Origin of the sequence: Paenibacillus sp. 1001270B_150601_E10 (genome assembly GCF_015558675.1) — a bacterium.
Taxonomy (GTDB): domain Bacteria; phylum Bacillota; class Bacilli; order Paenibacillales; family Paenibacillaceae; genus Paenibacillus_B.
Genome location: NZ_JADMOL010000010.1, coordinates 91,000 through 115,701 on the forward strand (window position 1 = coordinate 91,000; position 24,702 = coordinate 115,701).

22 protein-coding genes (1 of these 22 only partly in view) are annotated in these 24,702 nt (G+C 47.4%); 13 read left to right on the forward strand and 9 right to left on the reverse strand.

What is annotated here, in order from left to right; all coding sequences use genetic code 11:
• Positions 1-677, reverse strand: the 5' portion of a protein-coding gene (locus I2H74_RS19465; protein WP_195575902.1) for a M50 family metallopeptidase. Its footprint begins 76 nt before the window's first position; only the first 677 of its 753 coding nucleotides appear in the window; it begins with the start codon at positions 675-677; its stop codon lies beyond the left edge, outside the window.
• A gap of 797 nt (positions 678-1,474) precedes the next feature.
• On the opposite strand from I2H74_RS19465, the gene I2H74_RS19470 reads away from it, so the two are divergent.
• From I2H74_RS19470 to I2H74_RS19495, 6 genes are all read left to right on the forward strand, one after another.
• Positions 1,475-2,338 carry a sugar phosphate isomerase/epimerase family protein gene (locus I2H74_RS19470; protein ID WP_195575954.1) on the forward strand — a complete coding sequence of 288 codons (864 nt, stop codon included), beginning with the start codon at positions 1,475-1,477 and terminating at the stop codon, positions 2,336-2,338.
• A 149-nt stretch (positions 2,339-2,487) separates the two neighbouring features.
• Positions 2,488-3,549: a Gfo/Idh/MocA family protein gene (locus I2H74_RS19475; RefSeq protein ID WP_195575903.1), complete on the forward strand. Its 1,062-nt coding sequence runs from the start codon at positions 2,488-2,490 to the stop codon at positions 3,547-3,549.
• A 64-nt stretch (positions 3,550-3,613) separates the two neighbouring features.
• Positions 3,614-4,486, forward strand: a complete 873-nt coding sequence (locus I2H74_RS19480) for a sugar phosphate isomerase/epimerase family protein (protein WP_195575904.1) — start codon at positions 3,614-3,616, stop codon at positions 4,484-4,486.
• A gap of 163 nt (positions 4,487-4,649) precedes the next feature.
• A complete protein-coding gene (locus I2H74_RS19485; protein WP_195575905.1) occupies positions 4,650-5,027 on the forward strand; it encodes a VOC family protein in 378 nt (125 codons plus the stop codon).
• A gap of 142 nt (positions 5,028-5,169) precedes the next feature.
• Entirely contained in the window at positions 5,170-5,952 is a 783-nt protein-coding gene (locus tag I2H74_RS19490; RefSeq protein WP_195575906.1) for a GNAT family N-acetyltransferase, read from the forward strand.
• A gap of 90 nt (positions 5,953-6,042) precedes the next feature.
• Complete coding sequence (locus I2H74_RS19495; RefSeq protein WP_195575907.1) at positions 6,043-6,846, forward strand: AAA family ATPase; 804 nt, start codon at positions 6,043-6,045, stop codon at positions 6,844-6,846.
• Positions 6,847-6,920: 74 nt separating this feature from the next.
• Here I2H74_RS19495 and I2H74_RS19500 read toward each other — a convergent pair whose 3' ends face one another.
• On the reverse strand, positions 6,921-7,175 hold the full coding sequence (locus I2H74_RS19500) for a YciI family protein (RefSeq protein ID WP_195575908.1): 255 nt from the start codon (positions 7,173-7,175) through the stop codon (positions 6,921-6,923).
• A 126-nt stretch (positions 7,176-7,301) separates the two neighbouring features.
• On the opposite strand from I2H74_RS19500, the gene infC reads away from it, so the two are divergent.
• A complete protein-coding gene (gene infC / locus I2H74_RS19505) occupies positions 7,302-7,781 on the forward strand; it encodes a translation initiation factor IF-3 (RefSeq protein ID WP_195575909.1) in 480 nt (159 codons plus the stop codon).
• Positions 7,782-8,013: 232 nt separating this feature from the next.
• Positions 8,014-8,487 (forward strand): MarR family transcriptional regulator, encoded by a 474-nt coding sequence (locus tag I2H74_RS19510; protein WP_195575910.1) that lies wholly within the window; start codon positions 8,014-8,016, stop codon positions 8,485-8,487.
• Positions 8,488-8,616: 129 nt separating this feature from the next.
• Here I2H74_RS19510 and I2H74_RS19515 read toward each other — a convergent pair whose 3' ends face one another.
• The 6 genes from I2H74_RS19515 to I2H74_RS19540 all read right to left on the reverse strand — a co-directional run bounded on the left by I2H74_RS19515 (position 8,617) and on the right by I2H74_RS19540 (position 16,658).
• Positions 8,617-9,855 (reverse strand): aminopeptidase, encoded by a 1,239-nt coding sequence (locus tag I2H74_RS19515; RefSeq protein WP_195575911.1) that lies wholly within the window; start codon positions 9,853-9,855, stop codon positions 8,617-8,619.
• A gap of 254 nt (positions 9,856-10,109) precedes the next feature.
• Positions 10,110-10,985, reverse strand: a complete 876-nt coding sequence (locus tag I2H74_RS19520; RefSeq protein ID WP_195575912.1) for a carbohydrate ABC transporter permease — start codon at positions 10,983-10,985, stop codon at positions 10,110-10,112.
• A gap of 18 nt (positions 10,986-11,003) precedes the next feature.
• Positions 11,004-11,885 (reverse strand): carbohydrate ABC transporter permease, encoded by an 882-nt coding sequence (locus tag I2H74_RS19525; protein ID WP_195575913.1) that lies wholly within the window; start codon positions 11,883-11,885, stop codon positions 11,004-11,006.
• A 30-nt stretch (positions 11,886-11,915) separates the two neighbouring features.
• Complete coding sequence (locus I2H74_RS19530; protein ID WP_195575914.1) at positions 11,916-13,259, reverse strand: extracellular solute-binding protein; 1,344 nt, start codon at positions 13,257-13,259, stop codon at positions 11,916-11,918.
• Positions 13,260-13,356: 97 nt separating this feature from the next.
• Positions 13,357-14,895, reverse strand: coding sequence for a response regulator (locus I2H74_RS19535; RefSeq protein WP_195575915.1), 1,539 nt, complete (start codon positions 14,893-14,895; stop codon positions 13,357-13,359).
• Positions 14,892-16,658 carry a cache domain-containing sensor histidine kinase gene (locus tag I2H74_RS19540; RefSeq protein ID WP_195575916.1) on the reverse strand — a complete coding sequence of 589 codons (1,767 nt, stop codon included), beginning with the start codon at positions 16,656-16,658 and terminating at the stop codon, positions 14,892-14,894. The genes I2H74_RS19535 and I2H74_RS19540 overlap by 4 nt, the downstream gene beginning before the upstream one ends.
• Positions 16,659-17,378: 720 nt before the next feature.
• On the opposite strand from I2H74_RS19540, the gene I2H74_RS19545 reads away from it, so the two are divergent.
• The gene (locus tag I2H74_RS19545) at positions 17,379-18,503 is read left to right on the forward strand and encodes a glycoside hydrolase family 99-like domain-containing protein (protein WP_229106872.1); all 1,125 of its coding nucleotides are present in this window, start codon (positions 17,379-17,381) and stop codon (positions 18,501-18,503) included.
• 171 nt (positions 18,504-18,674) lie between these two features.
• Here I2H74_RS19545 and I2H74_RS19550 read toward each other — a convergent pair whose 3' ends face one another.
• Positions 18,675-19,223, reverse strand: a complete 549-nt coding sequence (locus tag I2H74_RS19550) for a GNAT family N-acetyltransferase (RefSeq protein WP_195575917.1) — start codon at positions 19,221-19,223, stop codon at positions 18,675-18,677.
• A 177-nt stretch (positions 19,224-19,400) separates the two neighbouring features.
• Here I2H74_RS19550 and I2H74_RS19560 point away from each other — a divergent pair, with 177 nt between their 5' ends.
• The 4 genes from I2H74_RS19560 (at position 19,401) to recQ (ending at position 24,590) form a co-directional block, all read left to right on the forward strand.
• Positions 19,401-20,480: an LLM class flavin-dependent oxidoreductase gene (locus I2H74_RS19560; RefSeq protein WP_195575919.1), complete on the forward strand. Its 1,080-nt coding sequence runs from the start codon at positions 19,401-19,403 to the stop codon at positions 20,478-20,480.
• Positions 20,481-20,786: 306 nt separating this feature from the next.
• A complete protein-coding gene (locus tag I2H74_RS19565) occupies positions 20,787-21,776 on the forward strand; it encodes a Gfo/Idh/MocA family protein (protein WP_195575920.1) in 990 nt (329 codons plus the stop codon).
• 23 nt (positions 21,777-21,799) lie between these two features.
• Entirely contained in the window at positions 21,800-22,588 is a 789-nt protein-coding gene (locus I2H74_RS19570; protein WP_195575921.1) for a TIM barrel protein, read from the forward strand.
• A gap of 166 nt (positions 22,589-22,754) precedes the next feature.
• Positions 22,755-24,590, forward strand: coding sequence for a DNA helicase RecQ (gene recQ / locus I2H74_RS19575; protein WP_195575922.1), 1,836 nt, complete (start codon positions 22,755-22,757; stop codon positions 24,588-24,590).
• Positions 24,591-24,702: the final 112 nt, after the last annotated feature.

A 24,702-nucleotide genomic window follows, 5' to 3' on the forward strand; every position in this document is an offset into this window, starting at 1 on the left:
ACGGTCGGTTGCCGTCTTCTTGACCGCAAGAATAAATCCATCGATACTTTGGCGCAGCCGAAGGCGATGAGAAGGAATAGGATCGACCATATAAGGGCAGGCACTCCTGTGACATGAGCAAGATTTGCTGCGTCGCCAGCAGCGGATGGCTGTTGAATCGATAGCGTGACGAGAATCATGGTGCTTACGACCGAATCGACAAGACAGATAAATGCGAGCAGCAGGTAGTAGAATTCCTTCACTCTCTCCCAAGGGAGCAAGTAGACACAGATGTTAATAGCGATGAAGCCGAGCGTCCAAAGCACGCCATACATATTTCGAATAAAGAAGAGCAGGCTGATGATGGCTACCACCGTTAGCAGAATGAGGCCGATTTTTTGCTGGAATCGGGAATATAGAAGAAATAGCAGCATCGCAACCACAGACGAGAAGATGTACCCCGCTAAGGAAATAAGAATGAACTGCCATTTATATTGAGCCAACGATTGGGTAACACCGCTATGGTCGGCAAACAAGTAGATGAACTGCACATCCCCTGATAACACCAGCGTCATCAGCGCGTGGCCGAACTCATGGATGAGTGTATCTACATTTCGAAAGAAAAAGGAAAAGGGAATTAGACGGGTGAGAATCCAGGCACCTAAAAGGAACAGCACCGTCTTTAATCCTCGATTCATGGATTCGCCTCCAATAATGAAATTTGCTAATCCTAACACAGAGCCTATAAATCAGCTTGAGAAATCCGCCGCAGGGCGAGAAGATCCTTAGAATCGCTGTAGTTATCGCATTTTCGAGATTACAGCTTTAAAGGCTGAATTACTTAAGCAAAGGAGAATGCTATTGCTTCCTCAGTAGCTTCTGTCCTGTCCGTTTTGAATAGCTGATAACGAATTGATGAAGAGTAACGCCTCAAATCGTCATATTAGCTCTATTGTAGCGTATGTATAGAGATTATGGAGTATCTCCTTTTGAGGATGTAAACACCGCTCAAATTTTAATGGATCTGACTTAGGTTAATCGTGCTTGATTTGTCATCATAAGGGCAGGACAATTCTGCATTCCGCTTTAACTTATTGATTCTAATGATCATTGATAGAGGTTGCATTGGTCATATAGGGACAGGCCACACCTTTTCATAGAGAATGGACAAGCTGTTCTCGCTTCTTATGGTAGAAATAAGGATAAGGACTAGCATGACCTCGTTTGCTCTTTATTGGTCAGACGGTAGAATGAGGAGAATTCCTTCATTTGTGTTACACCATTGTCGTTTAAAGATAAAAGATCGGCAATTAGCTGATGAACAATAACTCAAAATGGATTTGTGTAAGAAAGTGCAATTTCTTTGAACCATTTTACAATGGATGTAACCGTTTTCCTATTATAATAGGAAGACGTATAGGAATCACATACCCTTGAATTTCATGCCATCCGTTGAGATGCGAGCATGAAAGACTTCAAGATTGGAGTGGATGAAATGAAGCTGGGAATCAGCACGTACTGTTTGTATGGTGCAATGGAAAATGGGAAAATGGATGTGCTTCAAGCAATGGAATGGATGAAGGAGCAGGGAGCAGACCATGTTGAGATCGTGCCTCTGGGATATGACCTGATCGAAACGCCAGCATTGATTGATAGCATTGTGAATAAAGCAAAAGAACTGGATCTTGAGATCTCCAACTACTGTATCGGAGCCAACTTTGCTGGCTTGGATGAAGTAGCATTTGAGAACGAAATTAAGCGCGTACAAGCTCATGTGGATGTTGCGAACCAATTGGGCGTTAAGCTGATGCGCCATGATGTGGCATCGCGTCCTCATGCCGAGACAGGCACCGCTTACTTTGAGCAGGATCTTCCGCAGCTCGTGGAGGCATGCCAGCGCATCGCTGATTATGCGAAGCCTTACGGCATTACAACGAGCGTGGAGAATCATGGCTTCTATCTGCAAAATAGCGAACGCGTGCGTCGTCTCGTGCTTGCAGTGGATCGTCCAAACTTCAAGACAACGCTTGATGTGGGCAACTTCATCTGCGTGGATGAGCCTTCCCTTTACGCGGTGCAGCAGAACTTGCCGCTTGCATCGATTGTGCATTTGAAGGACTTCTATGTTCGTCCGGCTGACAGCAACATGGGCGAGGGCTGGTTCCAATCCTTGCATGGCCAATATGTCCGCGGAGCTATTGTAGGACATGGCGACTTGCCGCTGAAGGACATTGTGAAGCATGTAAAGAAATCCGGCTATGACGGCTACATTTCCATCGAGTTCGAAGGTATGGAAGATTGCCTGACAGGTACTCGTGCTGCACTCGCAACATCACGCCGTCTGTGGGAAGAAGCTTAATATTAGAATTAAGATTGTCCCGTGTAGTGTTATGAAATGTGATGAAGATGCAAGCTGCTATGAGAGGGATTTATGTTATCGCATAGAAGTTAGTAAGCAGTTCAATAACGTGAACATATCTTCTAACCGAACCTTAAGGAGGAACTAACATGAGCAAGTTAAGAGTAGGGATTATCGGTGCAGGGTCTATCTCTGAGATGCACTTTGAAGGTTATGCTAAAAATGAACAGGCAGAAATCGTAGCTGTGTGTGACTTGAATGAGGAGCGCGCTCGCGAGAAAGCAGACAAATACGGTGCGAAGCTTGTCTATACGGACTATAACGAGCTGCTTGCCAACCCTGACATTGATGCAGTCAGCATCTGTACATGGAATAACTCCCATGCTCCGATTAGCATTGCGGCTATCAATGCTGGCAAGCACGTGTTGGTGGAGAAGCCATTGTGTAAGACCGTAGAAGAAGCACTTGCAGTACAAGAAGCTGTGCGCAATTCAGACAAAGTGCTTCAAGTCGGCTATGTTCGCCGCTTTGCGATGAACACCTCTGTATTGAAGAAATTTATCGATGCAGGCGATCTTGGAGAGATCTATTATGCAAAAGCAACCTGTCTTCGCGTATTGGGTAACCCAGGCGGATGGTTCAGTGACGTTGAGCGTTCCGGCGGCGGTCCTGTAATCGACCTTGGCGTTCATGTTATCGACGTGCTCTGGTACCTCATGGGCAAGCCAAAGGTGAAGTCTGTAACGGGTAATGCATACAACCGTCTTGGCAACCGTAAAAATATTGAGAACTACAGCTTCTATAAAGCTGCAGATTATAATGCAGAAGTCAATACGGTCGAAGATTTGGCGAATGCATTGATTCGCTTTGAGAACGGTGCATCCTTGGCGCTTGACGTGAGCTTCTCTGTGCATGCGAAGCAGGATGAAACGAGCGTGAAGCTGTATGGGGACAAGGGTGGCGCTGAGCTTGAGCCGAAGCTTGAAATCTTCAGTGAGAAGCACAACACGATTTTGAACATGACACCGAAAATTGACTTCTCATCCTTCGACTTCAATGCTGCATTCCGCAATGAAGTATTCGGCTTCGTAGACGCGAGCTTAGGCAAGTCCGAAACACGCTGCCCAGTGGAAGACGGAGTAGAGATGATGAAGATTCTGTGCGGAATTTATGAGTCCAGCCGTACAGGACGTGAAGTGGTATTCGAATAGGATTCTGAAGGAATCCGTGTAGATGAATAGAAACTTGGATTGTTGAAAGGAGAGATATTGGACGATGGTTAAACTAACGAACTCCATTGGCGTCATTACGGACAGCTTCCGTGTACCTGTGCGTGAAGCGTTGGTGAAGGCGAAGGAAGTTGGGGCAGATGGCGTACAGATTTATGCAGTAAAGGGCGAGATGGCTCCTGAAAATCTTAGCGCTGAAGCTCGTAAAGAATTGAAGACATACATTGATGACTTGGGTCTGCAAATCTCTGCTCTTGTTGGGGACTTTGGCGGTCATGGGTTCCAAGACAGCAAAGCGAACCCTGAGATTATCGAGAAGTCGAAGCGTGTCATGGATCTTGCCTTTGATCTTGGCACCAATATCGTTACAACGCATATTGGGATTGTGCCGCATGAGGAGAATGAGATCTATACCGCGATGCAAACGGCTTGCGAAGAGCTGAGCCAATATGCGAACAGCATGGGCGGACACTTTGCGATCGAGACAGGTCCGGAGCCTTCTGCGCATTTGAAATCGTTCCTTGATACGCTGACAGGTCATGGCGTAGCGGTTAACTTTGACCCTGCGAATATGGTTATGGTTACGGGAGACGATCCGGTTCAAGGCGTATATACCTTGAAGGATTACATTGTTCATACTCATGTGAAGGATGGCAGACGCCTTCGTGAGGTCGATCCTCGCGACGTGTATGGCATGCTTGGCTATGAGCCCATGACGCATGAGAAGATTGCAGAAATGGCAACCTCCGGTCCATTCGTTGAGCTTCCGCTTGGCGAAGGAGACGTGGACTTCGATAAGTATTTCCAGGCGCTAGTGGATATTGGCTACAAGGGCTACTTGACGATTGAGCGCGAGGTGGGTCAGTCACCAGAGGTTGATATTCGCAAGGCCGTAGAATTTATAAAGCGTTATAAATAAGAGTGCGCTAGCCTCCATACCATCTATGAAGCTTCTTAGAAGTCGATAGAATGGGTGGAGGTTTTTTGCTCTTTTTCAGCCAGCCTTCACATCATGTTCATTTACAAAATAAACCAATAATGTTATGTTGAACGTGAAGATATTGATACGAAGAGGAGGAGTGATGATGTTGACAACAAGTCCGATTCAGGGTCGTGTATCCAGTGTGTTTATCCCTGTTCGTCAAATTGAGGCTGCCAGAGACTGGTACTGCAGCTTGCTTGGTATTACAACGCCATGCGAGATCTTGAATGGGCACTTGTGTCCGATACCGACAAAGGGAGCTTTGCTGATTCTAGATACGATGCCGAAGTGGAGCCAAGAAGGCGAGCAGGGGCTGCCTAGATATGATGCTCCGTCTGTCATGCTGCATACGGATCATATTGAAGCCTCCTACTCTTTCGTCACCCAACTAGGAATTGAAACGGTAACCGAGATTGAAAATGGGCATTGGTTTGTCATTAAGGATCTGGATGGAAATTACTTAATGATCAGCTCATAGACTCTTTTTTCGACATTTTTCGCTTATTTTCTACTAAACTTTCGGAATTTGAAGGGGTAGAAGTGGTTCTAGCTAGCAAAATCCAGTATAATATCTGTTGTCAATAGTTTTACCATATATTTAAGATAAAAGGGGAATCAGCATGATTGTTCTGGACGCCAAGCCGCTTCAGCACCTCCTACAGCCGTTGCTGACATCTGTGACCTATGTACCGTCTTTTGTTTATGCCGTATTAAGCTCGAATATTGAAGGGTCGATCTGGGTAAATGATGAAGGGCACCCAACGACAGCGGTGATTGGTACAGGCAGTGGATTATATGCCGTGTTAGGTGATGCCTCGGACAAGCACGTAGAAGAATGGCTGCGTAATCTTTATGATTATCAGTACAAGGACAGCCAGAAGCGATTTGCGTTATTTGCTACGGCTTATGAATGGGAAGAAAGCCTAGCACGAATTATGGGCAATGAAGGAGAACGCAGTTCCCGCATGTCCTATGAACTGAAAGGACATTTGTATGCATTTCCACCCGCTTATGTAGAAGCGGGCTTTGGGCTTCAGCGGATTACGATGGGAACGATAGCTGCCAGTTCAACCTTCACAGAGTCCTACTATAAAGAGAATTGGGGCTCGGTTCAGCAGTTTATGCGAAAAGGCTTTGGCTATGCCGTTACTTTCGGGGGCAAGATTGTGAGCGAATGCACGGCGATATGTCTTGGTTCTCCCTATGTTGAGATTGATATTGCCACGCATCCAGATTATCGTGGCCTTGGTCTTGGGCGATTTGCAGCTGCTGCTTTTATTCAGCACTGTGCTCGTGAAGGATTAATCCCTCGTTGGGAATGCGATGTCTCGAACGTATCTTCAATGAGGCTAGCAGAGAAGCTCAATTTCTCTCATTCGAACGGCTATACCGTTTTTTTTTAAAAGTAGACAGACGAGGCTTGCTGAACATGAGGCTCTCTTCTAAGATACCATTCAATTATGCTCGCCAAACAGAAGGGGAGAGGGAGACGCATGATTCTAAAGTCCGTACAATTTACTTCATTCCGGCAAGATCTGCTGCAGGACTATCCCTTTAGCCTCCCAATGGTTCAGGCGATGGACCAGCTGTCGTTTGAAGCTCCAGTCACCCTATTTGTAGGTGATAACGGATCAGGGAAGTCAACGATTCTCGAGGCGATTGCTGCTGCGATCGGTTCCGTCACAGTCGGGGCAATCGCGGTGGATGACGATCCAAGCCTTCAGCCTGCTCGGGCACTTGGCAGGACGATAAGATGCTCATGGTCAGTAAAGACGAAGAAAGGGTTCTTCCTGCGCTCAGAGGACTTTCTGAACTTTGCAAGGCAAATGTCCAAGACCCGTCAAGAGATGGTTGAGCGACTAGCCGAGATCGAGGAAGAGTATAAAGATCGGTCGATCTTTGCACAGAATCAAGCGCGAATGGCATACTTGAACTCTATTTCCGAGATGGACCGCTACTATGGCAAGGATTTGGATGCAAGATCGCATGGCGAGAGTTTTCTGAAGCTGTTCCAATCACGGTTTGTTCCCGGCGGCTTGTATTTATTAGACGAGCCTGAGACTCCCTTGTCACCGATGAAGCAGCTGTCCTTTATCTCGATGCTTAAAGACATGGTGGCGGAGGGAAGCCAGTTCATTATCGTCACGCACTCGCCTATTCTAATGGCGTTCCCAGGGGCAGACATCTATAACTTTGATGCGCTTCCTATCGAAAAAGTAGCCTATGATGATCTTGAGCATGTCAATCTGATGAGGGATTTTTTGAATCAGCCTGAACAGTATTTGCGTCATTTATAAGGAACAATAAACAAGCGGATACCTTGAGTGCCATGCGCCTCGAGGTACCCGCTTTTTTCTACACCAGATAGATATTAAATGCCCCATTCGCGAAGATTCAAGCTGCGAACGCCTTCTACCACATATGGATCGCTCTTCGCTAGCTGCTCGGCTTCCTCGAAGGAGTCTGCAATGTAGATAACCATGCCGCCTGAGCCGTCTTTGAAAGGTCCCTTTAAGTATACCTTTCCTTGTTCCTTCAGCTTGTCCAAGTACTCCAAGTGATGAGGGCGATAGGTTTGATTTTTGGATTCATCGATCATATCTAGAATTGCGGCATAGTAGGCCATGGTTTTATCGTCTCCTTTGGTATAATAAAAAAGAGTGATGGCATTGCGTACAAGCTCATGTCGATTACCGACAACATGAATTCATTAAGATGGTTCCATTATATCGAATGAAGGGTGATATTCACAATGATAGTCAATGAGAAAATCAAAGCCTCTGAAGTTCAGCTTACAGGTATAGATGGAGAGGATTTAGGCATTGTCTCAACGCAGGAGGCGCTAGCTATGGCCAAGAAGCTAAAGGTGGATTTGGTCTGCACCTCTCTTTACCAAAGCCCGCCGCCATGCAAGTTAGTGGGAAAAGGTCAGGCCAAAGAGGAAAAAGCAAGCGCCAAGAAGCGAGAACGAGCAGCAAAGGTGAAGGAGATCCGTCTTACACCGCACATTGAAGATCATGATTATGATACGAAAAAGCATCAATGTGAAAAAATCCTGCGTGCTGGAGACGCTGTTCAGCTTGTCATTCGACTTTCGAATAGTAAAGAAGGCGATAAAGCGAAGAAGCTGCTCCAAGAGCTGATAAATGATTTGAAAGAGGCTGGCGTAAAGGAAACAGGGATTCAAGTAAGCGGCAAGCAAGTGGCTGTTAAACTGAATTCAAAAGGATAAGTGCTAAGCCGCAGTATCTCTGCATGATACAACAAGAATAGGAATGTTCTTGCTTGAAGATAGCTTGAAAGAGAGCTATCTTTTTTCATGTATGCAAATTGGCTCTCTACAGCGATTAGGTGAAAAGGCATCCAAGCATAACGGAATTGTAATCGAAGGCTGTGTCAACATATGGTATAATGAAAAACCAGTTTGAAATTCAGAGATTCTGAGAAAAGAGGTTCTATAGAAGATGGCCGAAATGGATATAGATAAAGAACTTGCCAAGTTAATTAGCGATCATATGACAGAATATGTGATCGCCTTTGCTAAAATTATTGATAATGAAGTGTCTGCTTCTCAGTATTTCATTTTACAAACCATTGAGGAATCTGGACCAAAGACTTCATCAGAATTGGCGGCATTGCTAGGCGTATCCCTTCCTGCGATCACGAATCTGACCAATAAGCTCGAGACGAAGGGATATGTTGAACGCCAAGTCATGCATGAAGACAGACGCAATATTCGGGTCATGATTACAGCGCAAGGGGAGTCGATCGTTCAGCGAATGCTGAATAAGCATTGCAAGCTGTCCGAGATCCTGTTTACAAGCTTTAGCCCGGAGGAGAAGGAACGCCTTGCAATCGCCTATCGCAAAATGATCCAGGTATTGAAGCTGGAAGCGGGCATGCGAGCCGTTGAGCAAGATGAGGCGATGGAAGGGTAAACGAGTTATCATCCTGTAAAGCGTATCGCGTTTCTCATATCATGCAAGCAGTATGCCATACCGGACAATGAAATAAGAGAAAAAGGGACTCTGCCGATTAAGCAAAGTCCCTTTTACTATCTATAGGGCTTAGATCGCCCAGTTTCCGTTGCGGAATACAGGTACGACTGTACCGTCCGCTTGGATGCCGTCGATGTTCATTTCTGACGAGCCGATCATGAAGTCTACGTGCGTAATGCTGCTGTTCACGCCATTCTCAGCAAGTTCATCACGCGTCATCTTCTTGCCGCCCTCGACATTGAACGCATAGCCGCTTCCGATTGCCAAGTGGTTCGAAGCATTTTCATCAAAGAGAGTGTTGTAGAATAGAATGTTGGACTCGGAGATTGGGGATTGGTGCGGAACCAATGCCACTTCACCCAAGTAGTGAGAGCCTTCATCGCTATCGATGAGGTGCTCGAGCACTTCCAAGCCCTCTTCCGCTTCCGCTTTTACGATGCGGCCATTTTCAAATGTCAGCTTGAAGTTGTTGATTAGGTTGCCGCCGTAGCTCAAAGGCTTCGTGCTGGATACATAGCCGTCTACGCCATCACGCTGAGGAACCGTGAATACCTCTTCCGTCGGCATATTCGCCATGAATGGAACTTCCTTCTCATTGGTGCTGCCTGCGCCTACCCACAAATGCTTTTTAGGTAGAGCAATGGTAAGGTCTGTTCCTGGTGCCGTGTAGTGAAGCTTCTCGAAATGATAGTGGTTAAGCACATCCACCTTCTTGTGAAGATTAGCGTTGTGCTCGGTCCAAGCTTGAATCGGGTCTTCCGCCTGGAGACGAACGCTGTTGAAGATCGCTTCCCACAGCTTCTCAACCGCTTCATCTGCTGTTGCGTCAGGGAACACTTTTTTCGCCCAGTCTTGGGAAGCAGCAGCCACGACTGTCCAGCTTACTTTATCGGATTGCACATGCTGACGATAGTTTTCAAGCGCCTTGCCCGCAGCCTTCTGGAATGTGGCGATTCGCTTAGGATCAATGCCTTTCAGGTTATCCGGATTCTGAGAGACGATTGCGATAAAGGCAGCACGCTTCTCAACTTGAGAATCACGCTTTAGCTTCTCCCACTCTGGATAGTTCTCAAACACTTCGTCTGCTGCTTTTTCGTACTTCATGCGTGCGAGTGCATCATCGGACCAGTCTACATGAACATTGCTTGCTCCTGCTTCATAAGCCTTGCTTGCCACGAGACGAGCAAGCGGTGCTACCTCGATGGAAGCGCCAATAACGACCTCTTGATCTGGCTGGACGTTGACCCCAACTTTCACGATCAGCTCTGCGTATTTTTCTAACAAGGATTCAAATGTTGCCTTAGACATCTTATGTACGCCTCCTGTATTCATGGTTATTATGATTACTATAAATATAACCAACTTTCGTTATTCATACTAATCCTTACTATACAACTTCATATGTTCAAAATCTATCCATCCTACCAAACAAATGACTAAAAAATAACACCTATCAAACGTGAAAAAGGTAAGAAGCATAAACCGCTGCTTCTTACCTGCACATATGATGAAAGGCCTGTGATTATGATAGTCTTATAGACTCATTACCCACACTTATAACGTTACCCTTTGACCGAACCGGCAAGCATTCCTTTCATGATCTGTTCCTGGAAGATCAGATAAATGATTATGGTCGGAATGACCGATATCGCTAAGGCAGCAAGCGTAAGACTGTAATCAGTGCCGTAGCCATCTGCAAAGATGGATAAGCTGAGCGGCAATGTCTTAAGCGACGGCTTATTGATCAGCACGAGCGGAAAGGCAAAGTCGTTCCAGAAGCGAAGGAAACCAAGCACAGCTACTGTTGAGATTGCCGGCAGCGATAACGGAAGCATGATTCGGAAGAATATGCTCCAGTATCCAGAACCGTCTACAGTGGCGGCCTCCTCCAATTCCTTTGGGAATGTTGACATATACGCAGAAATGATAAAGATGGCGATTGGCAGCTCAAAGGCGATATAAGGCAGAATCAATGCAGGATACGTATCGAGCAGCGCCATCTCCTTCATCATAATAAACAGTGGCACGAGCGTGCTGTGCACAGGGATGAGCATTCCGATCAAGAAGATTCCCATGATCGCCCCTTTTAGCCGAAATTGAAAGCGTGAGAGGATAAAGGCTGCCAGTGATCCAATCAGCACTGTAAGAATCAAGGAAATGAACGTTACGATTACGGAGTTCATGAGCGCGATGTCCATTCCTGCAACCTTCCAGGCTCGGCTAAAGTTGTCGAAGTGCCAAGTAGAAGGAAGCCCAAACGGCCGAGAAAAGAACTCTTGGTTATCCTTAAAGGCGCTTACGAATAGCCAGAAGAGGGGATACAGCGTCAGCAGCGCATAGATGGTAAGCAGCAGCCGCGTAACACCGCTTCCTGCCTTTCTGATGACGATGCTCCCTCCGCGAGCGGAGGAGGATATGGGATTTGGTTGGGTATGCATTGGTGCTCCTCCTCTTGCCTAAACGACATTTTTATTGCGATTCATCAAAAATTGACTGCCAGCAATTAAGATCAGACTAAGAATGACGATCGAAGTAGATACGGCACTACCGTATCCGTATCGGAAGATATTAAAGGTGTTGTTATACATATAAGTTGCAAGCAGCTCCGTAGAATTGGCAGGACCGCCTCGCGTCATTACGAAGATGAGGTCAAAGGCCTTTAAGCTTCCAGATATACATAGGATGATGGCGACCTTGATCGTTCCCCAGATCATCGGCAGGGTAATCTTGAACAGCTTAAGCAAGCCAGTAGCGCCATCCATTTGTGCAGCATCGTTCATCTCGCTTGGAATGTTCTGAAGTGCTGCAATGAATAAGATCAGATAAGGACCGATGTTGCTCCAGATGATCGGTGGACCGATGGAGAGCATCGCGACTTTAGGGTCGGACAGCCAGCCTAGCTTCCACGAGGACAGCCCTAAGGTGTCCAATAGGAAGTTCAGAATCCCGATCTGGGGATGATAAATATATCCCCAGATCAGTCCGATTACGACAGACGAGAGCACCATTGGCATAAAGATGGATGCGCGCACAAAGCGTTGAAACCAAGAATTGCGGACGAGCACGATGGCTAACAGCAGGGCGATGGGCACCTGGCCAAAGACGGAGTAGGCTACAATATACAGATTGTTGACAAAGGATTTCCAAAAAATCTCATCCTTTATGACCTCTGCATAATTGTCGAGTCCAATAAACTTCATCTCGCCGATCCCTTTCCAGCTGAAGAAACCATAATACGATGACCAAAATACAGGGACGACAACAAACAGGAGATACAGGATAAGGGCAGGAAGCAGGCCTGCGATGATAAATGCCCTAGTGCGAGCAGCTGTTGTCATAATTAAGGTTCCCTTTCAACATAAGAATGTCTATTCTTTCAATCCTTGCTCTTGTGCGTCTTGAATCTTCTTCGCAATATCCTCTGGCTTAGCGCCTAACAGCAGTTCTTGCAGGCCATTGTTCACGGCTTCTGTAGCTTGAGAGGTAAGTCTTGCATCATAAACAGGCGTACGGCTGACTTTATTGACAAGCTCATAAAGATCAGCGAACAATGGATTCACTTTGCTCTTGTCAAGCTCAGCCTTAAAGCTGATAAGCTGATTAGCTTCAAGTGTGATCTTCTGCGCTTCAGGTCCAGCAAGCGCCAATACTAATTTCTCAGCCGCTTCTTTAGTAGCGCCTTCAACTTTGCTGCTCATGGCAGGTCCCACACCGATTGCGCCTGATAAAGAGTTTGGATCGCCTTTGCCATTTGGAATCGACGGGAGCACGGCCACACCAGTATTGGCAAGAATCTCTTCAGAAGCGGACGCTACAAGGTTCGTTACCGCCCAACCGCCCTCAATCATCATAGCAGCCTTGCCTTGAGCGTATAATTGTTCCATTTGCGTCGTATCAATCGCGTTAAAGCCATCTTGAAATGCGCCGGCAAGAGCAAGCTGCTGCATATAAGACAGCGCTTCCACGAATTCCGGATCTGTAAACTTCGCGCCATCCTGTTCGACGGCTTTGTTAAACCACTCTGTACCCGTTACACGGTCTGCGAGTGAGCTCAAGATGCTTGATTGCGCAAGCCACGGCGCTTTATTGCCAAGTGCAATCGGAATGATGTTCTTCTCATTAAGTACTTTTACCGCTTGGAGCAGCTCATCCCAAGTTGTTGGAACGGACAATCCGTTGTCGGATAAAATCTTCTTGTTGTAATACAGGATCGATGTTGGTGATAAACTCATTGGTGCGCTGTAAATCTTGCCTTCAAAGGTGAAATCATCAAAGGAGTTAGGCAGATATCCGTCCTTCCAGTCCGGGTTCTTGTTCAGCAGATCATCGATAGGCTGAATCACGCCAGCAGAGGAGAATTCCTTCGCTACTGTACCAGGATGCATAATAAATACATCCGGCAGTTCGTTTGCGGCAGCTACGGTTTTAAGGCGCTGACGGTAGCCATCTGGTGGAATAGCTTGGATCTCAAGCTGGATGTTTTCATGATCCTTTTGGAACTGGTCGATGACACCGCGCATGGCTTTCGCTCGAAGATCTTCACCAGTGAAGTTATGCCACAAGGTCAGCTTTACCTTTTCTGCTGGCTGTTCGGCTGAGTTGGAACTGTTGTCTTTGTTATCTGTGGAAGCGTTACTTCCTCCGCCGCAGCCTGTGAGGACAGTCGTCAATATGAGCACAAAGACGAGCGCTTGAATCCATTTTCTAGACATCTTCATAACCCCTCCTAATATCTTTGTTCCCCTTCAGTATAGATTGGCAATGGTGCACCCAAAAGGGGACATCATTCAGATGAAGGGTAGACAATTTTCAGTTTGATGATTGCAGACTGCGATATTCAGTTGGTGTCTTTCCCTTAAGTTTTTTAAATAACTGACTGAAATATTTGATATCCTCATAGCCTACAGCACGGGCGACCTGACTGATCTTCATCTCTGAGGCTTTAAGAAGCTCAGAGGCTCTCTCTATCCGTTCACGGGTAATGAAGTCGATGTAATTCTGGCCTGTTTCTCGCTTGAATACTTCGCTAAAATGGTTCGGGTTCAGATGGACCTCGCGTGCGACCTGCTGGAGCGTAATGCCTGTATGCAAATGATTGCGAATATATATAATGGCCTGTTCCACATAAGAATTGCCACGATGCTCAGACGATTGCTGCCGATAGCTGTCCATGAGATGACAGCAGGCATCGTACAAGGCTTGCTCGGGTGAGAGGTGAATGCCTTGCTTATGCTTGCGGATTGGCGGAGGAGCCGTCATAGAATGAGCATTCGAACCGCATACACGCTCAATGAAGCGATACCCTGAGATCATAATGGAATGCATATAAGCCTGTATCGATTCGGGTGTAACCTGCTCATCCTGAAGCTGGGATGTGATCTTCTGATTGATCCATACATGCAGTTCTGCGCGGTTGCCCTTGACAAGAATAGCAGCAAGCTCTGCTTCCTCCTCCATTGAGCATACGGTTCTACCTCCTTTTCGGACGATAATGTCGCTATAGTTGAGCAGCCCTCTGTCTCCTGCTATGGTCCGGTATTCAAAAGCCTGCATGGCTGATTTATAAGAGTCAGGCCAGCTTGAATAATGGGGGACCTTTGTCCCAAGTGCGGCAAAGATGGTACATTTCAGCATCCTCTCCATCCGTTCTAGCACCTGTCTCAGATAACCCTGCTGATCCATCTCTGTAGGAGAACGCAGCACAACCAGAATATGATCGTTGCCTACGAGAATGTGGCAGGGTAGCGTCTCTCCGATCACATTATGTATCGCAAACAACAGCAAGGCAGGGTCCTCCCAGCCAGTGGCATGAATAATCATCAGTTGATCGTAAGAGGAAGGCTCATCAAGTTTGAACTGCTGCACTGACTGTGTTAGCAGATGGGCCTCTTTTACCCCTTCCTTAATGAGCTGTTCAAGCAACTGCGTGCGTAATGCATGATCACTTAAACTCCCTCTTTTTTGCTCCGCGAGGTGATCTGCAATTCGCTGCTTGGCTTTCAGCATCGTCTTAATGATTTCTTCCGGACGGCTCGTTTTCAGCAAATAATCGCTGACACCTTCTCGCAGCGCTTGCTGGACATAGCCGAAATCGTCGTATCCCGATAAGATGACAATCTCCATAGATGGGTATTGACGATGAAGAATCGAAGCAAGCTCAAGTCCGCTCATGCCCGTCATTCGAATATCCGTCAGGACGATATTCGGCTGCTCGACAGGAATTCGCTCAAGGGCTTCTTCAGCGGATGCCGCGGGCATCAGCGCTTTAATTCCAAGTGCCTGCCAATCGATAACTTGTTGAATACCCGTGCGTATGATCATTTCATCATCGACAATAAGTAGTTTCATTGTGCTTCCTCCTTGTACGGAATTATGAAGGATACCTGAGTGCCATGCCCTTCGGTGCTCTCGATCGTAAGTCCTGTGCCTGTACCGTAGTGCAGCCGGAGCCGTTGATGCACATTGCGAAGCCCGTAGCTTTCCTTTCGCTCTGTAGGCGAATCCTGTTCCATCGGCTCTGCCAGTTCTGCACGGATCAGCTGCAACCGCTCGTTTGGTATGCCAAGTCCTGAATCCTCTACAATAAACTGAATATACTGATCGTCGAGCGCTTCGACGGTTACGGAGATGTAGCCAGGCTCCTGCTTTTTCATGATGCCATGAATGATGGCATTTTCGATGAGCGGCTGGACGAGCAGCTTTACCATCATATGCTGTTCAAGTGCTAGCGGAACACGGAATTCCAGCTCAAATTGATTCGGGTATCGCAGCTTTTGAATAAAGCCGTAGTGCTTTGCATGTTCAATCTCCTGCTTGATCGTGCAGTACTCGCTGCCTTTGTTGAGACTAAAGCGGAGAAAGTCGCTCAAGGAGCCGACCATGTCTGCGATGCGAGTATCCTTGTTCATCAGTGCCAGCCAGTGAATGCTGGCAAGGGTGTTGTACAGAAAGTGGGGATTCATTTGAGCCTGCAAGGCCAGCATATCCGCCTCTTTCTTTAGTCCTTCATTGCGCTGCACTTCGTTCATGAGGCGCTGAATCCGTTCATACAGCCTATTGTAGCTGTGGATCAACATGCCTACTTCATCGGAAGAATGGACCGGCAGCGTAACGACTTGATCCTCAGGCTGAAAATCCTTCAAGGACTGAGCCAAAGTATGCAGCGGCTTCGTGACATGTTGGACAAGAAACAAAATAAAACCTGCCATGATCATCATTGCGAGTCCTACCGCGACTGCTGTTAAGGTGAGCACATATCGGCTCTGTGCATGGAACTGCTCATATGGAATGACAGCCAGCAAAGTCCAGTCCACTTCAGGAATGCGCTTATATACGATTGTTAATTTGTCGCTGCCTTGCCCCGTATTAATGAATCCCTGATCGTCCTTCATCTCGGGGAGAAGCGGGAGTGCCTCTGATACGGGCTCCATCAGCATATCTCGCTTGCCTCCAGAGATAATCGTTCCTTGATCATCCAGCATAAGAACATAGCCTTGGGAAGCGATGCGGGATGGTGTCATAAATTGAGCAAGCACACGCTCATTGATGCTAATGGAAAGGGTTCCTTTGGATTTGTAGGTGGTCATGCTGCCAATGGGTCGAAGCAAGGAGAGCACCCGCTCCTCCCCATTCGTCGTAATGTTGGTATACAAGGAGGTCCAGCGCTTATGCTGCTGATCCTGTTCTAACTTGTTCTCTGATGAAGTAATGAGTCCATTGGTGAAAATCGTGGTGTTGGATAAAGCGTGATTGCCATTGTTCGGATAGATGGAGATGTTGGAAATGTACTTTTTCGAATAAACGAGATTGGATAGGAAGCCCATGATCTTAATCTGCAAAGAGCTGTCTGCCTGCGGCTTCGCCAAATAACGCTGAATGTCCTCCTGCCCGATGAGAAAAATGGACATATCTTCTGCATCTTGAAGAATGAATTCCAGATTCGTTTGAATCTGCTCAAGAATGCTAGTGCTCGCTTGCTTGGTCTTCTCCTCAGCTTCTAAAGCCGCAACATTGTACAGCACGTAGCCTAATGAGAGGAGTGGGAACAGAATAGACCCTAGCAGTATGACAGACAGCTTGCGCTTCAACGATTTGCCCAACCATCGCTGCACGACAATCCCTCCTAGATAGACGAATGACAAATAGATGATTCGACACAACTTGCTGAAATTATACAGCATTCAACAACGTTGAGGGAGTGGTTGAGGAAAATAATCCCTTATACACCCTGAAGCAAGCTGCTTCTATGCTATCGATCATACAGAGATACAGATGAAGAAAAGCTCAGTAAAAAGTCTCATATCCACACTAGCGGAATTATGCAGCCTGCCTGTTCCTTCGCGCTAAAACTGAATAACATAACCATAGACCATACGATGAGGAGGGGGATGACTGTGGTCGCCGTTCGCAAACGCCGTAAGGTTCGTTCTAGCGCCCGAAGAAGTAAACGTCGAGTGCGGAGAGGCGATACTCTTTCTCGGAAAAAGAGGCGGGCTGCAAGCTCGCGAAGACGGAACAAAAGGCGAAATCATCGGCTTCATGCTGCTAGGCGCATTCCAAGCATGCATATGCCGCTACATGGGCTGCCGATTGGCATACAACATGAGCATCAAGCAGCGTCTGCAACAGCATTAGCCGTATCTCAAAATTCTATTTCAAAGACGCCGCTCATCGAGCCGCCTTTGCCATCCGCAGCTGCAGGCAGTAGCCCTCTTTCATCGGCCCCATTCCAACAACCGCTTCCCACGAACGCGGAGCATCCTGAATGGCTGTCATCGGTCTCAGCTGGCCTCGTCAACGCTGATGAATCCATTCAAACGGAGCCGCGCTCCCTGTCATCGAAGAATAACAGTCTCGCCTTATCTACCGGGGTTGCGACCAAACTCATTGCATTTTACTTGCCTCAATTCCATCGCATTCCGGAAAATGATGAGTGGTGGGGAACAGGCTTTACGGAATGGACGAACACGAGAAAGGCACGGCCTCTATATGAAGGACATTATCAGCCGCGAGAACCCTATCAGTTCAACTACTATAACCTTCGCCATGCACAAGTGAGGGAATGGCAGGCTGAACTTGCATCAGCATATGGGGTTTATGGCTTTTGCTATTATCATTATTGGTTCAAAGGGAAGCTTCTGTTGGAAACACCACTGCATGATATGCTATCTTCAGGCAAGCCAGACTTTCCATTTTGCTTGTCTTGGGCTAATGAGCCATGGACGCGCAACTGGGATGGGCGCAATGATCAGGTGCTGATTCATCAGGAGTATGGAGATCGGAAAGAATGGAAGGAGCACTTTTATTATTTGCTGGATGTATTCCGCGATCCTCGATATATTCGAGTAGAGAATAAGCCGATCTTTATTATTTATCGTGCGGAGCTTATTGAAGATTGCATGGAGATGCTTGAATACTGGCACAAGCTGGCAAGGCGCAGCGGGCTTGATGGAATCTATTTCATTGAGACAATGGGAGGATTTCCGCTTGCTTCACATGACATCTTTGACGCAAGACTTCAGTTCGAACCGATGTATACAACGGTTCATGATGTTCCCTTGAATGCCTTTCACCAGGTGTATCATTCTGTTAAGTTATCAGAAGAGCGCACACGGGAGCTGACGCTGGTCAACTATGATGCGGTGTGGACTCGAATGATTGAAAGAACGTTTGCCCCTACGGAGAAAAAGACATTCCTCGGCGGCTTTGTCGATTGGGACAATACAGCAAGGCGTGGAAAGGATGCGTTTGTCTTTCGCGGGGCATCACCGGAGAAGTTCGGCCATTATTTGCGTCAATTGGTGCAGAAGGCGGATCAGATGGGCAACGAGTTTACGTTTATTAATGCGTGGAATGAATGGGCGGAGGGAACGTATCTTGAGCCGGATCAAAAGCATGGCTATGCCTATCTGGAGCAGGTGAAGCAGGTCATGAAGCCGAAGAAGCAGAAAGAATGAATGCTCTCTATAAGCAAGAAGTGGCAGCTTGGGGGCTGGAACCAACTCAAGCTGTTTTATTTTTATAGGAATAATGCTTATGGTTCAGTCATGGGAAAAAGAAAACCACCCCACATTGTGAAATTCACCTCCATCTGTTTGGGGGTCACTTCATAGGGACGGTTATTCTGGTCAATTTAGATCTGTCCTTGACTCTTTCTTGACATGGTACAAAACATGTGGATACAGCGGGCTCGCTGTATCTACTTTTGGATGATTGAACGATTTCACATAATGCATGCCGACTTTCGCCATAACTCGTTGTGAAGGCTTATTGATATCTGCGGTGAAGCTGTATATTTCATCGAAGCCGAGCTCCTGAAAACCATATTGCAAGCAGGCAGCTGCACCTTCAGGCGCATACCCTTGTCCCCAGGCTTCTTTTTTCAACCTCCAGCCAATCTCGACACAAGGGGTAAAATCAGCCTCGAATACGGCTTTATGGAAGCCAATTAACCCGATGAAGGCTTTGGTTTCTTTGATTTCGACTGCATACAAGCCATAGCCGGACTCCTTAAACTCAGCTTGGATGACGTTATAGAACTGGTCTGTTTCCTCATGGGTCAGAGTTTTTGGAAAGTATCTCATCACGGTTTCATCTGCATTTAGCTGACGAAAAGGCTCAAGGTCATGCTCGCTCCAGCCGCGCAGCAGCAGCCTTGGCGTTTCGATATAGATCATGGTGCACCTCCGATTCTTTATCTATATTCGACACGGTGCCGGCAGCATCCTTTACTTCTTTGAGGCTAAGAGCATAAGCGTGCACAGATTGAGACATAATGCTGTTCATATATGACAGCCGAAGGACTTGCTTCTATACTAAAAGGAGAACTTTCGCTAGAAGGGGGAATACATCATATGAGTCAAACGAACAGCGCCTCATCTAAGCATACGATACAATTCGGAATTTATACGCTTGGAGATCTTGCAAAAGATCCGCATACGGGAGAGTGGAATACTCCAAAACAACGCCTTAAGGAGCTCGTAGAAGCTGCAAAGCTTGCGGATGATGCAGGGATCGAAGTATTTGGGGTTGGCGAGCATCATCGATTGGATTTTGCCGTATCCTCGCCGCCCGTTGTCTTGGCCGCGATCGCACAGGCCACGAGACAGATTCGATTAACCAGCGCGACAACGGTGCTTAGCACAGCAGATCCAGTGCGTGTGTTTGAGGATTTTGCAACACTCGACTTGTTGTCTGATGGACGAGCTGAGATTATATCAAGCCGAGGGGCTTTCTTAGAGCCCTTTCCTTTGTTCGGATACAAGCTGGAGCAGCATCAAGAAGTATTTGAAGAGCATATCCGCTTGCTTCAGCTCTTGAACCAGAAGGAACGTGTTACGTGGCAGGGCAATTATCGTTCCGCTATTGAGCATTCCGAAATTGCCCCCCGACCTGATCAAGAGGAGCTGCCTTTATGGATCGGGGTAGGAGGGACGACAGCCACCGCTGAGCTCGCGGGGACATGCGGGACAGGCCTTGTCTTGGCCATTCTTAAAGGAGACCCGCTCCAATACAAGCCATTGGTAGAGGCTTATCGAGAGGCAGGACGACAAGCGGGACACGCGGATGATCGCTTGAAAGCAGGCCTTACAGGTCACGGCTACATTGCTGATACAGCGGAGCAGGCGCGAACGGAGTTCTATCCCTACTACGCTAATTATAAAGCGCAGTTTAAGCGTCCGGATGCTGCTTATACGCCGCTTGCGAAGGAGCAGTTTGATGCGTTGGCTGCGCCGGATACAGCTTTTGCGGTCGGAAGTCCAGAACAGGTAGCCGAGAAGATTGTACGCATGCATCGGGAGTTTGGGCTCACTCGATATATGCTTCAAATGGATGTAGGCGGTGTCCCGTTCAAGAAGCTTGCTCGTGCTATTGAGCTGTTGGCGACAGAAGTACGACCATTGGTTGATCATGCGCTTATGAACGAATCATAGATAGTGGGGGAGTGGTGGCTTCTTTTTTATATGATTTCTTTGTCTTTTACTTAAGAAAGTGTTGTGCTTTCCTAAGTAAAGGTTATGGCCTATGATAAGGACTCCATGTGATTGGGGTCCTTTTTAATTTGCTTGAACGTCCTTTGGATTCACTATTTGCTAAGGCTGCTCTTTCTCCATAATCATTCTTTTCCAAAAATATGAATGAAAATAGAGGAATGATAATACGCTTGAAGAAGTGTAAGTACAACCATCATGATGCCGCATCTAAAATGAAAAAGGGTTTCGTCAAGGAGGGTATCTATAATGACCATTCGACTTGCCTTTATTGGTGCAGGAGGCATTGCTCATCATCATTTGAATACGCTTTCGCGCATGGAAGGGATAGCGGTAACTGCGTTCTACGATCTGGATGCTGCTCGCGCAGAGCAAGCGGCTCTGAATTGGAGTCATGCCTCGGCTTATTCCACCATCGAAGAGATGCTGGACACAGCGAAGCCAGACGGCGTATACATCTGCGTTCCCCCGATGGCGCACGGTTCCGCGGAGGAACTGGTTATGGAACGAGGTATCCCGTTCATGGTTGAGAAGCCAATCGGAATAGGACTGGACACACCTGCTAGCATCGCAGCAGCTGTCAAGAAGCAAGGACTGATTACCTCAGTTGGGTATCATTGGCGGTATATGGACGCTGTCGAGCAGGCAAAGGCTCGGCTGGCATCCTCTAAGCTCGGCATGGCAATGGGATATTGGATGGGCGGAATGCCAATGGTTCCTTGGTGGAGGAAGATGCACGGATCGGGTGGACAGTTTGTGGAACAGACGACGCATATCGTTGATCTTGTTCGGTATTTATGTGGTGAAGTCACAGAGGTGTATGCCGCTTATGCGGAGCGGGTGAAACGCGACCAAGTTGAAGGCTGCGACGTCCCAGATGTGGGAACGGTAACCTTGAAGCTAGAGAATGGGGCAGTCGCTAATATTTCTAATACCTGCATGCTTCCCGTCTCGCATCATGTTGGCTTAGACCTCTATACCGATCAGGGGGTGCTCGAAATACGCGGCCATGGGCTTAAGGTCATTCACCCAAGCGGTGTAAGCGAACTTAAAGATGGCAGTGATCCAACCTATCAAGAGGATGAAGCCTTTATTCATGCGATTCGGACAGGGGATACATCTCGCATACGCAGCGATTATATCGATGCGTGGAAGACGCATGAAGTGACGATTGCTGCAAATGAATCTGCACAGACGGGAAAAGTAGTGCGAATTGGTGAGACGTGTCAAGTGGAATGAGTCACTAGAGGAGAGTGATCACAATGAAGATCTCGTTATGTATTGGAGCCTATTCAGGCAAAGACGCGATTTATCATTTGGAGAAGATTAAGGAGCACGGTCTGCAGGGGCTTGAATACTATGCTTGGTGGCAGCTTGGGGATTTGCAGCTGTTTGCGAAGGAGCAGGAGCGCATCGGAGTCGGAATCATTGGGACGTGCACAAAGCATTTCAATCTTGTGGATCCGGATCAGCGCGAGCTCTACCTAAACGGGCTTGCTGAGACGATTGAAGCTTGCAAGAGATTGAATATCCCTAGCATCATAAGCCAGACTGGCAATGAAAGAGACGGAGTTCCGCGCGAGCATCAGCGACAGGCCATGGTCGAGACGCTGAAGCAGTGTACGCCTATGCTGGAAGAAGCGAATGTTGTGCTTGAGCTGGAGCCCTTGAATGGACTGGTGGACCATCACGGTCATTATTTGCAGCGTTCTGATGAAGCAGCGAGCATTATCGATGAAGTCGACAGCCCTTATGTGAAAATGGTATTCGATGTCTACCATCAGCAGATTACAGAAGGCAATGTCATTCGCAATGCTACCTCTTATATCGATCGCATTCATCATATTCATATTGCTGACAATCCTGGACGAACGGAGCCTGGTACAGGCGAGCTGAACTACGTTAACATTTTGCAGAAGATTCAGGATACCGGCTTTGACGGCTATGTCGGTCTAGAGTGCGGTTATACGATAGATACCGATAAAGCGATTGTGAAGTTTAAGGAGGAGATCCTCTCCAAGCTTCGGACGGATACGTTAACTGCATCATAACTTTTTGTAGAATGAACTAGTTTCCGGCGTAAGCAGAATGAATGTTTAGATGCAATTCTATACGGAGATTAGCGGGCTGTTTCTCTAAGACGTTTAGAGATGCGGCCTTTTTTATTAGGCAAATGCTATAATAAAGGAAGTGTGAAATAAAGGAGAACGTGAGCTTATGGCAATAACCATGCAAGATGCACGTGAGGTGCTAGAGCGAGTTTATGGATATGAACAATTTCGAGATGGACAGCAAGTAATCATTAATCATTTGATCGAGCGGAAGGATACCGTAGGCATCATGCCGACAGGCGGCGGGAAGTCCATCTGCTACCAAGTGCCCGCTCTGCTTCAGCACGGGTTGACACTTGTTGTCTCGCCATTGATCTCGCTGATGAAAGACCAGGTCGATGCGCTGCTTAGCCTTGGGGTTGAAGCTGCTTATATCAATAGTACGCAGGATACGGCGGAAGTGAATCGGATTCTTAGAAAAGCGCAGGCGGGAGACATCAAGCTGCTGTATGTTGCGCCTGAGCGGTTAGAAAGCGAATGGTTTCTTGAGCGCGCCGTATCGCTTCGCATTGCGTTCCTTGCTGTGGATGAAGCGCACTGTGTATCGCAGTGGGGACATGACTTTCGGACGAGCTATCGCGCCATCGCTCCATTCGTGCGGCGATTAGCCGCGCATGAGTTCGGGGAGCGGCCGCTGATAGCCGCCTTTACAGCTACGGCAACACCTGAGGTCACAGAAGACATCATTCGTCTATTGGAGCTGCAAGCGCCAGAGCTTGTCATTACAGGGTTTAAGCGTGACAATCTCGCTTTTACGGTATTGCGCGGCGAGGATCGGAGTACGTTTGCTCTTCAATATGTGAAGGATCGGTCGCATCAGTCGGGCATTATTTATGCTTCAACGAGAAGAGAAGTCGAGAACATTCACGAGCAGTTGGTAAAGTCTGGAATCAAGGCAGGGCGCTATCATGCAGGCTTGAGCGATGAGGAGCGCGAACGAATGCAGGAAGCGTTTATCTATGACGATGTTCGAGTCATCGTTGCGACCAATGCCTTTGGCATGGGGATCGATAAATCCAACGTTCGCTACGTGCTGCATTATAATATGCCGAAGCATATGGAGGCCTACGTTCAAGAGGCTGGTCGTGCAGGCCGCGATGGCGAGCCAAGTGAATGCGTGCTGCTCTTTCACCCTCAGGATATCCTGACACAGAAATTTTTTATTGAACAAAGTGAATCGACGCCTGAACGAAAGGCGCATGAATACAAGAAGCTGCAGGCGATGATTGACTATTGCTATACGCCAGGCTGCCTCCAAACTTATATGCTCCACTACTTTGGCGAGTTTGATGATACGCCTTGCGGCATGTGCGGCAATTGCAAGGATGAGCGCGAGCAGGTTGATATTACGGTGGAGGCGCAAAAAATCTTCTCTTGCATATACCGAATGAATCAACGCTTCGGTGTATCCATGATTGCATCTGTCCTAAAAGGATCAAAAAACAAGAAGGTTGTGCAGTACGGCTTTGATCGCCTTTCCACCCATGGGGAGCTTCGGCACATGACGGAGAAGGCGATTTCGGATCTGATCTATGTCCTGATCGCGGATGGATTCCTTGGCTTAAGCGAGGGGCAGTATCCGACGGTGCGCCTGCTTCCGCCAGCAGTAGAGGTAATTAAGGGGCAGCGTCAAGTGCACCAGAAGGTTGCACAGTCCTTGAAGCCAAAGTCATTGGCAGCAGTAGACGAGACATTGTTCGAGCAATTAAGAGTGCTGCGGCGTCAGCTTGCCGACAAGGAAGGCGTGCCGCCGTATATTGTGTTTAACGACAGCACCCTGCGCGAGCTTACTGAGAAGCGGCCGACGACAGAAGCTGATTTCTTAAAAGTGAAAGGCGTCGGGGAAGCCAAGATTCGAAAATTCGGTGAGCCATTCCTGACATTGTTCCGGGAACTGGAGCAGCATGAAGCGGAGCAGGATGAGCGGGAAGCGTGGTACTGATAGAGATTCACTTGCAGCATTTTAGAAAATGTGAAAGAAATCCAAAGCTTATAGCATTATCGTTTCAAATCTTTCTGAAAAACCATTGTAAAGGCGATAAATTTGTCGTATA

What these genes read in the sequence shown, in the direction of transcription:
- I2H74_RS19480 (WP_195575904.1), top strand. Translation starts at nt 3,614, where the DNA reads ATGGTTAAACTAACGAACTCCATTGGCGTCATTACGGACAGCTTCCGT.
- I2H74_RS19570 (WP_195575921.1), top strand. Translation starts at nt 21,800, where the DNA reads ATGAAGATCTCGTTATGTATTGGAGCCTATTCAGGCAAAGACGCGATT.
- I2H74_RS19470 (WP_195575954.1), top strand. Translation starts at nt 1,475, where the DNA reads ATGAAGCTGGGAATCAGCACGTACTGTTTGTATGGTGCAATGGAAAAT.
- I2H74_RS19535 (WP_195575915.1), bottom strand. Translation starts at nt 14,895, where the DNA reads ATGAAACTACTTATTGTCGATGATGAAATGATCATACGCACGGGTATT.
- I2H74_RS19510 (WP_195575910.1), top strand. Translation starts at nt 8,014, where the DNA reads ATGGCCGAAATGGATATAGATAAAGAACTTGCCAAGTTAATTAGCGAT.
- I2H74_RS19500 (WP_195575908.1), bottom strand. Translation starts at nt 7,175, where the DNA reads ATGGCCTACTATGCCGCAATTCTAGATATGATCGATGAATCCAAAAAT.
- I2H74_RS19550 (WP_195575917.1), bottom strand. Translation starts at nt 19,223, where the DNA reads ATGATCTATATCGAAACGCCAAGGCTGCTGCTGCGCGGCTGGAGCGAG.
- I2H74_RS19515 (WP_195575911.1), bottom strand. Translation starts at nt 9,855, where the DNA reads ATGTCTAAGGCAACATTTGAATCCTTGTTAGAAAAATACGCAGAGCTG.
- infC (WP_195575909.1), top strand. Translation starts at nt 7,302, where the DNA reads ATGATAGTCAATGAGAAAATCAAAGCCTCTGAAGTTCAGCTTACAGGT.
- I2H74_RS19565 (WP_195575920.1), top strand. Translation starts at nt 20,787, where the DNA reads ATGACCATTCGACTTGCCTTTATTGGTGCAGGAGGCATTGCTCATCAT.
- I2H74_RS19525 (WP_195575913.1), bottom strand. Translation starts at nt 11,885, where the DNA reads ATGACAACAGCTGCTCGCACTAGGGCATTTATCATCGCAGGCCTGCTT.
- I2H74_RS19520 (WP_195575912.1), bottom strand. Translation starts at nt 10,985, where the DNA reads ATGCATACCCAACCAAATCCCATATCCTCCTCCGCTCGCGGAGGGAGC.
- I2H74_RS19485 (WP_195575905.1), top strand. Translation starts at nt 4,650, where the DNA reads ATGATGTTGACAACAAGTCCGATTCAGGGTCGTGTATCCAGTGTGTTT.
- I2H74_RS19490 (WP_195575906.1), top strand. Translation starts at nt 5,170, where the DNA reads ATGATTGTTCTGGACGCCAAGCCGCTTCAGCACCTCCTACAGCCGTTG.
- I2H74_RS19560 (WP_195575919.1), top strand. Translation starts at nt 19,401, where the DNA reads ATGAGTCAAACGAACAGCGCCTCATCTAAGCATACGATACAATTCGGA.
- I2H74_RS19475 (WP_195575903.1), top strand. Translation starts at nt 2,488, where the DNA reads ATGAGCAAGTTAAGAGTAGGGATTATCGGTGCAGGGTCTATCTCTGAG.
- I2H74_RS19530 (WP_195575914.1), bottom strand. Translation starts at nt 13,259, where the DNA reads ATGTCTAGAAAATGGATTCAAGCGCTCGTCTTTGTGCTCATATTGACG.
- I2H74_RS19495 (WP_195575907.1), top strand. Translation starts at nt 6,043, where the DNA reads ATGATTCTAAAGTCCGTACAATTTACTTCATTCCGGCAAGATCTGCTG.
- recQ (WP_195575922.1), top strand. Translation starts at nt 22,755, where the DNA reads ATGGCAATAACCATGCAAGATGCACGTGAGGTGCTAGAGCGAGTTTAT.